Source organism: Alistipes sp. ZOR0009, assembly GCF_000798815.1.
Classification (GTDB): domain Bacteria; phylum Bacteroidota; class Bacteroidia; order Bacteroidales; family ZOR0009; genus Acetobacteroides.
The window spans coordinates 15,474-31,462 of the sequence record NZ_JTLD01000002.1 but is presented as its reverse complement, the minus strand read 5'-3'; the positions used below and the strand labels follow the sequence as shown (position 1 = coordinate 31,462).

Annotated in this window: 15 protein-coding genes, 1 tRNA gene and 1 riboswitch; of the genes, 8 read left to right on the top strand and 8 right to left on the bottom strand. The window is 39.4% G+C overall.

Features of this window, described 5'->3' with window-relative positions; translation table 11 throughout:
• The 6 genes from L990_RS00280 to L990_RS00255 all read right to left on the bottom strand — a co-directional run bounded on the left by L990_RS00280 (position 1) and on the right by L990_RS00255 (position 5,120).
• Positions 1 to 606 (bottom strand): YceI family protein, encoded by a 606-nt coding sequence (locus L990_RS00280; protein ID WP_047444344.1) that lies wholly within the window; start codon positions 604 to 606, stop codon positions 1 to 3.
• 72 nt (positions 607 to 678) lie between these two features.
• Positions 679 to 2,007: a hypothetical protein gene (locus tag L990_RS00275; RefSeq protein WP_047444342.1), complete on the bottom strand. Its 1,329-nt coding sequence runs from the start codon at positions 2,005 to 2,007 to the stop codon at positions 679 to 681.
• A 53-nt stretch (positions 2,008 to 2,060) separates the two neighbouring features.
• Positions 2,061 to 2,633 (bottom strand): YceI family protein, encoded by a 573-nt coding sequence (locus L990_RS00270; RefSeq protein ID WP_047444340.1) that lies wholly within the window; start codon positions 2,631 to 2,633, stop codon positions 2,061 to 2,063.
• A gap of 253 nt (positions 2,634 to 2,886) precedes the next feature.
• Positions 2,887 to 3,861, bottom strand: coding sequence for a polyprenyl synthetase family protein (locus L990_RS00265; protein ID WP_047444338.1), 975 nt, complete (start codon positions 3,859 to 3,861; stop codon positions 2,887 to 2,889).
• 155 nt (positions 3,862 to 4,016) lie between these two features.
• Positions 4,017 to 4,379, bottom strand: coding sequence for a polymer-forming cytoskeletal protein (locus tag L990_RS00260; RefSeq protein ID WP_081981555.1), 363 nt, complete (start codon positions 4,377 to 4,379; stop codon positions 4,017 to 4,019).
• 102 nt (positions 4,380 to 4,481) lie between these two features.
• The gene (locus L990_RS00255; RefSeq protein ID WP_052180604.1) at positions 4,482 to 5,120 is read right to left on the bottom strand and encodes a rhomboid family intramembrane serine protease; all 639 of its coding nucleotides are present in this window, start codon (positions 5,118 to 5,120) and stop codon (positions 4,482 to 4,484) included.
• A 53-nt stretch (positions 5,121 to 5,173) separates the two neighbouring features.
• Here L990_RS00255 and L990_RS00250 point away from each other — a divergent pair, with 53 nt between their 5' ends.
• From L990_RS00250 to L990_RS00220, 8 genes are all read left to right on the top strand, one after another.
• Positions 5,174 to 7,759, top strand: a complete 2,586-nt coding sequence (locus L990_RS00250; RefSeq protein ID WP_047444335.1) for an AsmA-like C-terminal region-containing protein — start codon at positions 5,174 to 5,176, stop codon at positions 7,757 to 7,759.
• Between the two features lie 104 nt (positions 7,760 to 7,863).
• Positions 7,864 to 8,058, bottom strand: a riboswitch (cobalamin riboswitch).
• Between the two features lie 125 nt (positions 8,059 to 8,183).
• The gene (gene typA, locus L990_RS00245; RefSeq protein ID WP_047444418.1) at positions 8,184 to 9,980 is read left to right on the top strand and encodes a translational GTPase TypA; all 1,797 of its coding nucleotides are present in this window, start codon (positions 8,184 to 8,186) and stop codon (positions 9,978 to 9,980) included.
• 108 nt (positions 9,981 to 10,088) lie between these two features.
• Positions 10,089 to 10,652: a YceD family protein gene (locus L990_RS00240; RefSeq protein ID WP_047444333.1), complete on the top strand. Its 564-nt coding sequence runs from the start codon at positions 10,089 to 10,091 to the stop codon at positions 10,650 to 10,652.
• 24 nt (positions 10,653 to 10,676) lie between these two features.
• Complete coding sequence (gene rpmF / locus L990_RS19570; protein ID WP_081981553.1) at positions 10,677 to 10,862, top strand: 50S ribosomal protein L32; 186 nt, start codon at positions 10,677 to 10,679, stop codon at positions 10,860 to 10,862.
• Positions 10,863 to 10,898: 36 nt separating this feature from the next.
• Positions 10,899 to 11,834 (top strand): phosphate acyltransferase PlsX, encoded by a 936-nt coding sequence (gene plsX / locus L990_RS00235; RefSeq protein WP_047444331.1) that lies wholly within the window; start codon positions 10,899 to 10,901, stop codon positions 11,832 to 11,834.
• A gap of 79 nt (positions 11,835 to 11,913) precedes the next feature.
• Positions 11,914 to 12,924, top strand: a complete 1,011-nt coding sequence (locus L990_RS00230) for a beta-ketoacyl-ACP synthase III (RefSeq protein WP_047444329.1) — start codon at positions 11,914 to 11,916, stop codon at positions 12,922 to 12,924.
• A 43-nt stretch (positions 12,925 to 12,967) separates the two neighbouring features.
• Positions 12,968 to 13,039: transfer RNA gene (locus L990_RS00225), tRNA-Arg, on the top strand.
• A 198-nt stretch (positions 13,040 to 13,237) separates the two neighbouring features.
• Positions 13,238 to 13,744 (top strand): Lrp/AsnC family transcriptional regulator, encoded by a 507-nt coding sequence (locus tag L990_RS00220; protein ID WP_047444328.1) that lies wholly within the window; start codon positions 13,238 to 13,240, stop codon positions 13,742 to 13,744.
• Positions 13,745 to 13,756: 12 nt separating this feature from the next.
• Here L990_RS00220 and L990_RS00215 read toward each other — a convergent pair whose 3' ends face one another.
• Together L990_RS00215 and L990_RS00210 are read right to left on the bottom strand one after the other, a co-directional pair.
• A complete protein-coding gene (locus tag L990_RS00215) occupies positions 13,757 to 14,923 on the bottom strand; it encodes a DNA cytosine methyltransferase (RefSeq protein WP_047444326.1) in 1,167 nt (388 codons plus the stop codon).
• A 71-nt stretch (positions 14,924 to 14,994) separates the two neighbouring features.
• Entirely contained in the window at positions 14,995 to 15,972 is a 978-nt protein-coding gene (locus tag L990_RS00210) for a polyprenyl synthetase family protein (protein WP_047444324.1), read from the bottom strand.
• Positions 15,973 to 15,989: the final 17 nt, after the last annotated feature.

The following is a 15,989-nucleotide window of genomic DNA, read 5'->3' as shown; positions in this document are numbered from 1 at the left end:
CTAATTACCAATAAGATCCTTCCGTGCCTTTAGTACTAGGTTAAAAGTTATAGTCATTTCATCATCCACCACAATAAGCCCCAGCATTGCCGTTGGAGGTTTAATATTAAAGTCTGTAAGCTTAATTTTTTGGACTCCTGAAACTCGAAATACGTCCGAGTCAATTTTTTGAACTAAAACCTCACCTTTTGTTTCTCTCTGATTATTAGCCAAAATCATATCGACTTTAACTTTATACTTAAAAACACTATTAGGGAAAAAAGAAATAAGCTCAGCTTCCTTTATTTGAAGAACAATAAATGGATATTTATCAGAATTGAGTGTTTTGTACAAATCTCTATTAATTAAACTGTTATTACAATCTAAAGATCTTACTTTTACGGAAAATAGTGCATTATAAAAAGAAATTATATCGCTATCATTTTTCTCAAAAACAACAAAACTCCCTTTTTGTGCACAATCGGCAGTAAGGCACTTAAAAGAACTCACGTTGCTAGTCCCTGAAATTGATATTTTAGAATCAGGGAGCACCTCGTAAGAAAAAGTATGGGTATCGCTATGGATACTAGCAACAAGAAAAAATTGAAATAGCAAAAGTTGTAGCATAATTCCTTTACAAAAACAGGGTGCTAGTAATCACACCAACACCCTGTATATAAATACTATGTCACATAAATTTTAGAAACCAACTACAGCCTCAACCACTAAACCATCAAACTTACCTCCATTCAGAATATTGTTGGCTGGAAATCCGCTATACTTTTGCTTAACATACTCTGCCTTAAGAAGTATGTTTTTAGTAAAATAGTAGCCTGCAGCAAAAGCAGTACGTGTTATTTTACCATCCATTGCAGTAGGCAAAAGTTCGCCAGCAACCTGGTTATAACGAGCACCTACAAACAAATTTTCTTTTCCGAATACGTCGAAATAATACAACAAATCACCGGCAACCTGATGTACTTTACGCTTGTCTGGTTGTACTCCTGTATTCGCGTAAGACCTTCCTTTCGACCATTCATAAGTTCCAAAAAACTCCAAACCATAATACTTTGTAAATAGGTTTGTCATTAAAGAAGTAACCTGATAGTTAAATCCGGGAGTAAAACGGCCTGTTGTAAAATTGGCTGTTAGATCGGTTGAGTTAGTCATTACGCCCCAGTAGTTTGAACCGCCTCGGTCTCCAGCATAAAGGGTGTTACTTGTAGAACCTCCATTATGGTAAGCGGATTGAGTTATGCGAAATCTCCATCCATCCATAATCTCTCCATCATAACCTATCTTACCATAAAACGAAGGTTTTTTAGTTCTTGATTCAGAAGAGTCTGCATTATACTTCTTGATAACATCACCCTTTAGTAGCCCGTTGCTTAGACCAACAACTCCCAAAAAACCATTATGCTTAACCTCAACTTCACCTGCTATTTCAGTAGCAAAGGCATCCATTATCAAGTTTTCAGCAAAAGGGTTGAAAATGGTATTTCCATTATCGCTTCTACGGAAGTGAGCATCGCCATAGTTAATCTCGAAGTGACCAACCTTAATGGTGGTATACTTCATAATTTCATCTAACAAATCAGAACGCCAAAACGGAATTTTATCCATTTGAATGTAGCCACCCTTAACCCAAGTTTCATTATGGTGACGAGCAGCAAGGTACATCGTAAGATTAAGGCGAATTCCATCAGCAAGCTGAGCATCAAAAGATAGATTAGCAGATGCAAGCCCAAATCCCGGCTGAATATCAATAAGCTTATTCTTATTAATATTACCAACCATCAAAGGGGTATTGCTATGATCAAGCGTTTGGAAACTTTGAGTAAAGCCAGCACCTACACGCAATTTCTGCCCAGAGAACCCTACGGAATCTACCTTCAATGTTTCGAAAGTATTTCTTCCTGTTTGGTCATTCTTTCTTAAGTACTGGATTTCTGAGAACTGTGCCTTTGCAGCGAACGTTCCTGCAACTAACAGAGCAAGAACCGCAAACTTGTTAATAATTGGCTTCATAATTGTGGTGTGAATTAAATTGAACCTGTCTCCCCTATTTATCGGGAAATATCCTATTTCTTCAGCAGAAAGTAGATGTTAACCGTAACATCATCTGCCGTTTTAAGTGTTCCTAGCATGGCCGTTGGAGCCTTCAATCCAATTTCTGACATCTTCATTCGTTTAGATGAACGCACTTCGATATCGCCACTACCTAATGCAACAGCTTTTACTGTAAAATCAACTGGTCGATTTGAATTCTTAACACCCAAAATACCTGAAATGTTTAGTGTCGTTACATTCCCCACCGTTTGAGATGAGTTAACCTTAGTCATACTAAACCTAATTTTAGGATATTTTTCAGAATCGAAGGTATCCTTAATCTTACCATCCATAATACTACCCTTAGATCCTGAAAAGGAATTGGCATCTATATCTACAACCGCAGAAGTAAGAATAAGGGAGGATCCATCAACCTTAAATTCAGAAGATCCTGTAAGCTTAGCAATGGTTGCAGTCCAGTCGTGCAGATTGGAAGTCCCAACAACCTCAACTTTATGAGATTTAATGCTATACTTTACCTGAGCGGAAAGTGATAAAGCGCAAAATAAGATAAGCGCAATTGTGGTGTAAATTCTTGGTCTCATAGCGTGATTAAAAATGTATTACAAAGTTACATTCGAAAAATCCGCTCTTTTACCCTTACGAATATAAAATTACATCTAAATACAGTACAGAGACAAAACACTTATATACAACGATTAAAACCAATGAAACGTAGAATTACGAGTATTTTAATTCAAACTAATTTTAAATAAAAATAATAATTACAACAAAAAACGCAATTCAAAATGGATGTCATAAAAAAAGTCCTGTTGTTACAGGACTTTCAAAATATCATCAGGACTTACGCCCCATTATTTTTTCTGCATAGCTTAATATCGCTTCCTTTCTCTCCTCCCTAACTGATATCTTGGCAATTTCAGCCAACGCCAACTTATAGTAAAAGTCTATTTTTTTCTCAGTAATTTCTTTAACGCCTACCTCATCATAAATTGCTTTTACTGATGCTATTTTTTCTTCAGGAGCAATCGCTTCATTCTTAAGTATTTTTTGCAAAGCAACTTGAGATGGCTGCGTTGCCAACTTCAAGGCATTAATCATCAAGAAAGTTTTCTTATTAGAAATAATATCGCCACCAATTGCTTTACCAAAGACTTTAGGATCGCCATACGTATCTAACAAGTCGTCTTGAAGTTGAAATGCTAGCCCCAAGTTTCTCCCAAAATTATAGAGACGTTCTCCATCTTGAAGTGATGCTCCGCCCAAAATTGCCCCAATTTTGGCTGCTGCGGCTAAAAGCACCGACGTTTTTAGCTCAATCATTCTTAGGTAGTCGTCTTCTGTCACCACTGGCAACTTTTCATACTCCATATCAAACTGCTGCCCATCACAAACTTCTAAAGCGGTAGCATTAAACACTTTTAGAATTTCAGGGAGTAATGCAGGATCAGTTTGTGCTACATATTTATAAGCAACAATAATGGCAGCATCTCCAGATAAAATGGCCACATTAGGGTTCCATTTTTTGTGAACAGTTGGCTTGCCCCGACGCACGTCGGCATTATCCATGATATCGTCATGAATAAGCGTAAAGTTGTGAAATATTTCGAGCGCAATTGCTGGTTTTACAGCTTTGTCGACAATATCAGAAAAGAGGTTTGCAGACATAAGACACAGGATTGGCCTTACCCTTTTCCCTCCAAGCGATAGCGTATATGATATTGGCTCATAAAGATTTCGTGGCTCGATTGGTAGCTGCAATTCTCCAAAAGACTTTTCGACAATGGCTTGCAGGTCATTAAGTGAATACATATCAAAACCTTAATTTGTATACTAAGGTACAAAAAAAGAAGGATATTCTGCCAATGAAAAGTAAAACGAATTTAATAATAGCTTATTATAAATTTAGGGAAACAAAAAAGGATGCAGCTTAAATCTACATCCTTCAATATTTTAAATATGGAATTCTAGTTTTCGGTAATATTCTGATTCATATCACACTTCCCTGTAAATTTAGCACCAGGTTCAATAGATAGCTTGCTACAAATCATGTCGCCAAGAACATTACTAGTAACCTTCAATGAGAGAAGATCTTGAACAGAGATATTGCCTTCTACATATCCGATTATATCGCATTGCTTGCAGCTAATATTTCCGATAATACGTCCAGTTTCTCCAACTACTATTTTACCTCTAACTGTAATATTTCCTTGAAGGGTTCCATCAATACGTATATCACCAGACGTTGCTACTTCTCCCTTGATCTCCGAACCAAACCCTATAATATTTAGCGTATTTGATAGAGGTTCTACTTCTGTGTTCTTTGCCATGTTGCCAATTATTTTCATGAAATGCCGTTTGGACAAATATATAATTTCTAACAGTTCGTATTGATCACAAAAAAGAAACTGGTATACTTTAGCTGTTTTTAATTATGATCGGTCGTCTTCTAACTGTTCATCAAAATCTAGATAGTCCTCCTGACGCTCATCCTCAATTTCTGGATCATCCTTAGGCCCCCTTTTTCTCCAAATAAAAGCCATAACAAACCCCACCATTGCCCCGAATAAGTGCCCTTCCCATGAGATATTAAGAGGTTCACTCAACGATGGAATCATCCCCCAAACTAAGCCCCCTTGCCAAAAGACAATCAACAGTGATATTGACCGTAAAGAAATATTTTTCCGAATGATACCACTCACAAATAAAAAGGAAGCCAACGAATAGCACACCCCACTTAATCCTACATGATACGCTTCTCTTCCAAATAACCAAACAAAAACACCAGAACCAATCCCTCCCAAAATCACAGAAAGTGCAATTCCTCCATAAAAATAAAAGCATGCTAAAGAAAGAATTAAAAATGCAATACTATTATTTACAATATGATCCACATCAACATGAAATAGAGGAGAGATTAAAAAATTAGCCGCACAAACCCATTCTCTGGGGAAAATAGCAACCTTATCTATATCAACAGATAGCATGATTTGCATAAAAAATGTAAGCCAAACTATCGCTAGCATATATATGGTTGTAAAAAGGGCTATCTTTAGCTTTCTCCATTCCATTGGCAATGGTTATCTGTAATTAGGGTTAACAAATTGGGAATTTAGATCATAAAATGAAAAGGAAAGTCTTTAGAATCGTTTTTTTTTCGGTGATAAGCGTATTTTTTTCACTTACTCTTATCAGCTTTATCTTTCAGGATTCAATTATCTCAGCAGCAATGCAAGGAATTCGAAAAGATTTGAGAAGCCGAATCACCATTGGAGATGCCTCATTCTCCTTAGTAAGATATTTCCCCTACGCCTCTATAAAACTAAATGACGTAAATATAGAGTCGACAAAAGATATTAACATTTCTGATTTTAACCATTTAAGAAATACTAAGACACTTCTAAAAGCAGGAACGCTAAGCCTAAAAATAAATGTGCTAGATCTTTTCAAGGATAAGATAACGATTAAACAGGTAATACTAAAAGAAGGCGAAATCAATATTCTTATAGATAAAAAGGGTAACAACAACTTCAAAATTTTTAGAACTAAAAATAACGATTCAAAGGTCAGCATGAAAATAGATGGCATAAAAATAGATAAATCAGTGCTTAAAATACACGATCTAAACAAAAGAATGTCATTAGTTAACAGCATTCAAAAATTTAAAAGCGAGGGAACGTTCACTTCTTCTAATTTTCGAGTTAAATCTAGCTTAGATGTAGTTGTTAATCAACTTACCTTTGGCAGCATTAACTACATAAGCAACAAGCAATTTATCCTGTCTGGCAAAGTAAAATCAAAATCATTTAAAAGTTATGATTTTAAAGATTTTATAGTAACCTATAAAAATAATAAGATTAATATTGAAGGAGGCTTCTCTCTAAACAAAAGCATCCATCTAGATATAGCCGCCTCTGGCACCGATTTAGCATTAAAGGAAATGAACGAGCTAGTGCCCAAAATCAACAAAACTCTAGAAAAAATAGACGTTGAAGGCAAAGTCAATTTCAAAGCAAGAGCCAAAGGATACTGGGCAAGCAACCAATGGCCTTTTCTCTATGGAGATTTTGATGTTAAAGGAGGGAAAAGTGAGATCTTAAAAAACAACAGCATAGCATCTGTAAATTTAGTTGGCTCATTCTCAAACGGTAGAGGACAAATAGTAAACTCTTTTTTAAGAATTGATTCATTTAAAATAAACTCGAATTTTGGCGACTTTGAAGGGAAATTTTCTCTTAGCAATTTTAATAAACCATTAATTAGCTTATCAACTAATTTCAACTTGTTTTTAAGCAATTTAAATGATGCTTATAAAATAGATACAACCAACAAAATTGATGGCACAATAATCGGAAACATAACGGCTGACGGCAACATTGATTTTGATAGCCTATCTCCACTACGTCTAGTTCGCTTGATAAATAACGGAAACTTTAAACTTAGCGAAATAAAATACCCATTCAAAGGAGCTTTATACTCCATCACAAAAGGTGAAATAAAGTTTAATCCAACGGATGCTTCTGCCAACCTCTACTTTTCCTCAAACGCCATTAATGGTAAAATCAATGTAGCTATAGATAATTTTTATGATGGGCTAATGGAGTCTATGCCATTTTCTGCATCCGTAACATCCAACACATCGACGCTTAACTTTGACAACCTTCTTGCCATTAACTTTAACTCAAGTAATAAGTCAGATAAAATAGATGTAAATGTTGCAAACCTATCAATTGACGTAACATCAAAACAAGCAATTCTAAGAGGTATCCCGATGAAAAATCTATCTGCCAAAATAGAAAAATCAGGACCGCTTATAACCGTATCTCAACTAAATGCAGAAGCAATAGGAGGATCTATCAATTTAATAGGGAAGCTTGAACAAAATCAAAATAAAACAATCACAAGCAATCTATATGCAACTCTAGACAGCATTAATATTGAAACATTATTCTCTTCGTTCAACAACTTTAATCAAAAAACGCTAACAAGCAGCAACATTAAAGGTATCGGATCTGGAGATATCGCATTTAGAGGTGTTTTTTCAGAAAAAGGAGCTTTAGACCCAAACTCAGTTGATTGTGTTTCAAATTTAAGCATAACTAATGGGGAACTAATAAAATTTGAACCAGCATATAAGCTTTCTAAGTTCATTGATTTAAAAGAGCTTGAACATATAAAGTTTGCTAACTTAAAAAATCAAATTACCATAAAAAACAACATTATAAATATACCAGCAATGTATGTTGCCTCCTCTGCTATCAACTTAGGAGTTCTTGGTAATCATAATTTCAATGGAAGCTACAACTACAAAATTAAGCTTTCGTTGAAAGACGTTCTTTTCAAAAAAGCACGAACAGGGCTAAAAAAACAAATCAGCCAATCCGATTTCGAAAACAACACCTTACTATACTTCAAAGTAGAAGGAGATAGCAAAAAATCGAAAGTAAGCTACGACTGGAGCGGCAGCGGATGGGATATTACCCCCGCACAAGCCAACCAACCGTCTAGTGTAGAACAAAAAAACACATCAAAACCGTTTAAGGTAACCTGGGAGGAGAAAAAAGAAGCAGAAAAAACAGCAGCGGGAGCCAAGCCCAAAGCCAAAGTAGAGCAGCCTCAACAGTCCTCGTTTATGGAAGAACGAAAAGCGGAAAAAAAGTTAGAAAAGAAAAAGGATAGCACCAAGTTCAAGCTAACTTGGGATGAATAAAATTGCGAGGTAGGAACGTTATGGCAAAATTCACTACCTCGCACTTATTTCTTCGGGGAAATACATTTGAGGAGTGTGGAAGGATCCTCGCTTTTATCCCGAAAGCATTACACAAAACGAATGGCAGGTCTTCTGACTCTCTCGGTCGTAGGCGCCTTCCCGTTTTCACAGTGGCCTAGAATGCCTAGACATTTTTAATGAGATTACAGCAGCGGGAACTGTTCAGGAATTGCACCTGATTCCCTTTTAATTCTTCTAGAAAGCATATTCCGTAAGAAACCATCGATGGTTCAAATATAAAACTTATGCCATTATCTGCATGAGTATTATAACCACTTTTCAAAGCTAATTTTTAGTAATATGATTTTTAACAACTTACCTTATCTAGTAATTAATCGTACATTTGCAACCCAAATTTAGTATGATGCAACATATTAGGAACATTGCGATCATCGCTCACGTAGACCACGGGAAAACAACTCTTGTGGATAAGATGATCCTACAAGGTAAGCTTTTCAGAGATGCCGAGAAAGCTGGCGATTTAATTCTAGACAACAACGATCTAGAGCGCGAAAGAGGTATTACCATTCTTGCAAAGAACGTATCTGTTCAGTACAAGGAGTACAAGATTAACATTATCGACACCCCAGGCCACGCCGACTTTGGTGGAGAGGTTGAACGCGTACTTAATATGGCTGACGGAGTTCTTCTTCTGGTAGATGCTTTCGAAGGCACCATGCCACAAACTCGTTTTGTGCTTCAAAAAGCACTCGCATTAGGAAAAAAACCTATTGTTGTAATCAATAAGGTTGATAAGCCAAACTGCCGTCCAGACGAAGTGCACGAGGAAGTTTTTGATCTTATGTTTCACCTAGAAGCAACCGAAGATCAGCTAGACTTCCCAACCATATACGGAAGTGCAAAGCAAGGATGGATGTCTACCGACTGGCAAAATCCAACCACAGATATTACCGCGCTACTAGACTCTATAATTGAAAATATACCAGCACCAGAAGCACACGAAGGAACTCCACAGATGCTAATCACCTCTTTGGAATACTCTTCTTATGTTGGTCGTATCGCAATTGGCCGTTTACACCGTGGTGTGCTAAAATCAAACATGCCCGTTATTCTATCAAAAAGAGATGGAAGCCAAGTTAAAACGCGCATCAAAGATTTAATGGTATTCGAAGGTCTCGAAAAAAGAAAGGTCGAAGAAGTTCCCGCCGGAGAAATTTGTGCTTTAGTGGGTATAGATGGATTCGATATCGGCGACAGCATCTGCGATTTTGAAAATCCAGAGCCTCTAAAGCCAATTGCTATTGACGAGCCGACCATGAGCATGCTCTTTACAATCAACGACTCTCCATTCTTCGGGAAAGACGGAAAATTTGTAACCTCACGCCACCTGAAGGACCGCCTAGATAAGGAGCTTGAGAAAAACCTTGCACTACGCGTTCAAGATGGTGAAACAGCAGACTCCTTCATCGTATTTGGTAGAGGGGTACTACACATTAGCGTGCTAATCGAAACCATGCGCCGTGAAGGCTATGAGCTACAAGTTGGTCAACCAAAAGTAATCTTTAAAGAAATCAATGGACAAAAGTGCGAACCAATGGAGTTCCTCACCATCGATCTTCCTGAAGAATTTGCAGGTAGAGCAATTGAGCTTGTAACTAAGCGTAAGGGAGTGATGTTCAAAATGGAGCAACGAGGAGATCGCTCGCACCTTGAATTTGAAATTCCTTCACGAGGCCTAATCGGATTACGTAGCAATCTACTAACCGCAACGCAAGGAGAAGCCATTGTAGCCCACCGAGTAAAAGGCTTTGAGCCATATAAGGGTGACATCGAAATGCGTACCAACGGTTCACTAATCGCCATGGAAACAGGAAACGCCTACGCCTACTCTATAAATAAGCTACAGGATAGGGGTAAATTTTTCATCGCTCCAGGCGAAGATGTGTATAACGGACAGGTAATTGGAGAGCATAGCCGCGCTGGCGATTTAGTTATCAATGTTACGAAATCGAAAAAGCTTACAAACATGCGTGCTAGCGGATCGGACGACAAAACCGCGATTGCACCTCCAATCGTTTTCAGCTTAGAAGAAGCATTGGAGTATATCCAAGAAGATGAATACGTGGAAATTACACCAAACTCGATGCGCCTTCGCAAAATACTTCTCGACGAAGGTCAGAGAAAACGTAACGCGAAGTAGTAAAGAGTTGTATTTAAGCTAAATTGGTCTATTCCAGCAGGCTAAAAATTGAGTAGTATTTTTATATACCAGATTAATTTTTACCTTTGCGCGATATTTTTTTGACAGGTGAGCTATCTAGATAGATATACAATACCAGTAAAAGGGCTTGCCCTTGGAGAGCACGAAGTTGACTACGACGTTGATGACAAGTTTTTTGCATGTTTCGAAGAATCGGAAATCAAAAAAGGAGACGTCAAAGTTATGGTGCACGCCAAAAGGCTAAGTTCATTCATCGAACTTGATTTTGATATTGAGGGCGATGTAATGGTAACTTGCGACCGATGTTTAGAGGAATTTCCACAAGATATTAGCTATCAAGGAAGCCTATTCATCAAATTTTCATCGCTCATTCAGGAGGAACAAGGTGATGTTATCTACGTTGATCCTAACGAAGGGGAGTTGAATCTTTCACAGTATATCTACGAGAGTATTTGCTTAAGCCTACCCTACCAAAAAATCCATCCGCTGGATGAGGAAGGAGAAAGTACCTGCAACCCTGAAATGCTAGAGCGCCTCGAGGCCATCGAAACCAACTTTGCTGACGAGCCAACGCTGGCCGACAACGAGGAAGAAGATGATCAGGAGGAAATGCCTTGGGAAGAAATCAAGAAGTTACTTGACAATAAATAGTTAACACGATAAACAAGTTGTAAAATGGCACATCCCAAACACAAAATCTCGAAGACGAGAAGAGATAAGCGTAGAACTCACTACAAAGCTGTAGCTCCTACCATTTCTACTTGCTCTAACTGCGGTGCTACTGTACAATACCATAGAGTATGTCCAGAGTGCGGTTTCTACAGAGGACGCCTTGTAGTTGAGAAACAAGTAAATGCATAACGAGCTTCAATTAAGCTTTTCAATTAAAATTTTTTTATGAGAATTGGAGTTGATGCTATGGGTGGCGATTTTGCTCCTGAAGCGGTAGTTTTAGGAGCAATCGAAGCCCAAAAGCAGTTTTCAGATGTTCGCTTGGTGCTGATAGGCGACAAAGTTAGAATCGAAGAGATCCTCAACCGCGAGGGTGCCGACGTTGCTAGCTTCGACATCGTGCATACCGACCAGGTGATTGAAATGGGTGAACATCCTGTAAAAGCTTTCAGCTCAAAACCACAGTCGAGCATAGCCATCGGATTTAAGCTGCTTATGGACGGCAAAATCCAAGGCTTTGCAAGTGCAGGAAGCACCGGCGGCATGATGGTTGGCGCTATGTATACCATCAAGCAAATTGATGGAGTAATACGGCCAACAATTGCCAGCCCAATTCCTGTAAGTTTGGACAAAAAAGCAATTCTTTTGGATGTTGGTCTAAACCCAGATTGCAAGCCAGAAGTTCTAGTACAGTACGCTATGCTAGGCTCTGTTTACGCAAAATATGTACTAGGAATAGACAATCCACATGTTGGTCTGCTAAACATTGGCGAAGAGGAAGAAAAGGGCAGCATTCTGACCCAAACAACCCATCAGCTACTTAAGGAGACCAAAAACATCAACTTTATTGGAAATATTGAAGGTAACGACGTATTTACCGGAAAAGCGGATGTGATTGTAACCGATGGTTTCACTGGAAATGTATTGCTAAAAGCGGCAGAAAGTTTCTACGAGCTGCTACACAAGCAAGGCATTAAAAACGACTTTTTTGAAGGTTTTAACTTTGAAAATGTTGGAGGAACTCCAGTGCTAGGTGTTAACGGCGTCGTTATCATCGGACATGGAATATCTAACGCCAAAGCAATCAAAAACATGATTAAACAAGCAATTGATTGCGCAAAAGGCGGTATTGTCGAGCATATTCGCGAAAATTTAGAATAACATAAAAACCTCTCCTATACCAACATAGGAGAGGTTTTGCCTTTTAGGATTGAAATAGAAGGCTTTTAATATCTGTCAGATGGAAAAGATTACAGCTGCAATTACAGGAGTAGGGGGATACCTTCCAGAATACATCCTAACAAACGATGAGTTAAGTACCATGGTAGATACCACTGATGAGTGGATTATGACCAGAATCGGTATCAAAACCCGCCGCATACTTAAAGGCGAAGGTAAGGGCACATCAGACATGGGAGCAGCTGCCATAAACGAACTCTTTGCCAAAACAGGTACCCGTCCTGACGAAGTAGACCTCATTATCTGCTGTACGGTTACGCACGACATGATGTTCCCTGCAACAGCAAACATCATAGCAGATAAGGTAGGCATCAAAAATGCATTTGGTTTCGACATAAATGCAGCATGCTCCAGCTTCCTTTACGGAATGACTGTTGCCCAGAAATTCATTGAATCAGGATCTCACAAGAAGGTTGTTGTGGTTGGCTCGGATAAAATGTCGGCAATCACCGACTTCACAGACCGTGCTACATGCGCCATTTTTGGTGATGGAGCCGCAGCTATTCTTATGGAACCCAACTACGAAGGACTTGGCGTACAAGATTCAATTCTACGCTCTGATGGAGTTGGACGCAAGCACCTTTTCATGAAAGCAGGAGGATCGTGCTACCCAGCAAGCATCGAAACTGTAACCAACCGCGAGCACTACATCTACCAAGAAGGTCAAGCGGTATTCAAATGGGCTGTTTCTAACATGGCAGACACCACCCTTGAGCTGATGGAAAAGAACAACCTAAAAGGTGAAGATATTGCCTGGTTGGTTCCACATCAAGCTAACCTACGCATCATTGATGCAACGGCAAACCGTGCAAATGTAGAGCGCGAAAAGGTGATGGTCAACATCGAAAAATACGGAAATACTACCTCTGGAACTCTTCCATTATGCCTTTGGGACTATGAGAAGCAGCTCAAGAAGGGCGATAATATCATATTTGCAGCGTTTGGCGGAGGCTTTACTTGGGGTGCTTTGTACCTTAAATGGGCTTACGACGGCGATAAAGTAGGCAAATAGTGTTTCAGGATACCGAATTTTTTATAAATTCGCATCCTCAAATGGCTCCATAGTTCAAGGGATAGAACGGAAGTTTCCTAAACTTTAAATACAGGTTCGAGTCCTGTTGGAGCTACAAAAAAAGACGGATAGTTTTATCCGTCTTTTTTTGTAGCCTCAACCATCAAAATATAGCCCTACAGATCTCTAACTGCACCTTTTAAGACTAGAAACCTCTAGCTGCTAATCTTTTATATTTATCTTTTAAGCAACTTAACTCTTGCAAGTTTCAAATTATTAGTTATATTCGCAATTTGTGAATAATATGTAATATATGGCTGGAAAAATTCATCTCGATAGCATCGACCAAAAGATTCTATCTTACCTGATTAAGAATGCTCGCATGCCATTCTTAGAAATCGCAAGAGAATGCGGAATCTCTGGTGCTGCCATCCATCAACGTGTAAAAAAGATGGAAGACGCAGGGATTATCGATGGCTCTCGACTCATTGTTAAGCCCAAAGCTCTTGGTTACGAAGTGTGCGCCTTTGTTGGTGTTTCGCTTGTTCAAACGAGCTACTATACCGAAGCGGTAGAAGTTATTAAGAGAATTCCAGAAGTGGTAGAGTGCCATTTTGTAACTGGGAACTATGCGGTATTGCTTAAAATTTACTGCCGCGATAACGACCACCTGCTTGACGTACTGGTTAACACAGTTCAAAAAATCCCAGGAGTTGCTCGTACAGAAACCCTCATTTCTCTCGACCAAGCTTTTGAACGCCAAGTCTACGTGAAAGACAAAAAGTCGGCGAAACCAAAGAAAAGCACCAAAGAAGAGTAGGAATAGGCTTGCCTATCCTTTCTCTTTTCCTAAAAGACGCTTGGCAAAAAACTTCACCACATCCACATTAACAGCGTTTCCAAGCTGTTTATAGGCAATCCTATCTACCGAATGAAGCTGATAATCCTCAGGGAAAGACTGCAAGGCTGCCGCCTCTTTTGGAGTAATTCGTCTACCAAGCTTACCGACAATAGATGTTTGAGTGATAGCTACCAACGCTGGAAAGTAGGTGGCTTTTTTTATGCGTACTCCCGAAGGTCGAAACTGAATAAGATGGCTCCACACCTCTGGATGTGCATCGCCAACCTGCCATTCGAATTTAGCCTTGGCACCTGCGAAATTTTTATTTTTTTTAGCCTTGGCATACCAACCCTTCAAAAACGCCCTATTTTCGCTCCAAAGGGCCCTATTTTGCTCGATAATGCGTCGTTTCCACTTGGGGTAAGCAGAAATGTCTGCCTTTAGGTTTTCTGGCTCAAATTCGGCAGTCCAAACAGGGAAAGTGGGTAGTGGCTTATTTACATTGAGCGCAAAATCATTCCAAATATCCAAAATTGCCTTCTCGCTTTCGCTTACTGCATAACGAGAATCTGCTACCGACTCATCGATAACTCTGCTTATATCGCAGGTTGGACGCTGACGCTTTTGAGAAAACTCCACCTCTCCGACTTTGACATCCTTTCGCTTGCAAAGAATAAATACGCGCTCGCGAAATTGGGGGATCCCTAAGTTATGCGGACTAAAAATTATTGGTTCATGCGAGAAATCGTAACCCAACTCGTCTAGGTTGGCCTTTATTACACGCCATGTATTCCCATTATCGTGGCCAACGAGGTTACGAACATTTTCGAGCAGCATATATTTTGGCCTATGATGCTTGGCTATACGAACAATGTCGAAGAAAAGGGTACCACGTGGATCGTTCATTCCCGCCTGCTTACCCGCTTTCGAAAATGCCTGACAAGGAAATCCCGCACAAAGAACATCGTGCTTGGGTATTTTTTTTTCGTTTACTGCACTAACGTCGCTATGTGGCTCTAAGCCGTAGTTTTGCTGATATACTTTGCGGCATTCATCATCGATGTCGGCAGCAAATACGCACTCACCACCGAGCTGGCTCATTGCCGCATGAAAGCCGCCAATCCCACAAAAAAGGTCAATAAACTTAAAATCGCTCATAGAGAAACGAAAATAATACTTCTGGATGAAAAAAGCTAGGAATCCACAAACATTCCCGTTCTAGTTAGAAATTACTTGCTTCGCTGGGTAGTGTAATGGGCCAACTCCACGAGTGCGTTTTTCACGTCGCTATCGGGATAGTCATCCAGAATAGCGATAGCCTTATCTTTATACTCGTGCATTTTTTGCTCAGTGTAGGCAATACCTCCGCTTAAAGCAACAAAATCAATCACCTCCGCCACATTTTGTGGCTTAGACTGAGCATTACGCACAAGTTTGAGTATGCGACTCTTCTCCCCTTTCGAGGTCTGGTTAAGCGCAAATATCAGCGGAAGCGTCATCTTCTTTTCCTTGATATCGTTCCCAGTAGGTTTGCCGATTAACGGCTTTTCCTGATAGTCGAACAAATCATCTTTCAACTGAAAAGCTATACCAATGTACTCCCCATACAGCTTCATTTTCTGAACAATTTCGGGAGTAGCACGAACCGACTGCGCACCGTTAGCCGCGCATGAGGCAATTAGCGTAGCCGTTTTTTTTCTGATTATGTCGAAGTAAACATCCTCGGTAATATCTAGCTTGCGCGCCTTTTCGATCTGAAGCAGCTCGCCTTCACTCATCTCCTTTACCGCCTCCGACATAATACGAAGCAGATCAAACGAGTTGGTATCAACCGAAAGCTGCAGCCCTTTTGCTAGCAAAAAATCGCCCAGCAAAACAGCAATCTTAGAGCGCCACATCGCATTAATGGAAAGAGCACCTCTCCTTTCGTACGCCTCATCAACCACATCGTCGTGAATTAGCGTAGCGGTATGCAGCAATTCGATCATCGAAGCAGCAACGTAGGTATTATCAGTTACCTCTCCATTTAATTTTGCCGTTAAAAAAACAATTGTCGGACGTAGCTGCTTACCCTTACGGCGTAGCACGTAGTTTACAATTGTTTGTAGAAGAGGTATCTTGGAGTCCATAGTTATTTTGAAGAACTCCTCGAACGATGCCATCTCGGTGGCAACCGGTGCCTTTATGATTTTTGAAGATGCGGACATTATCCTTTCCATTTAAT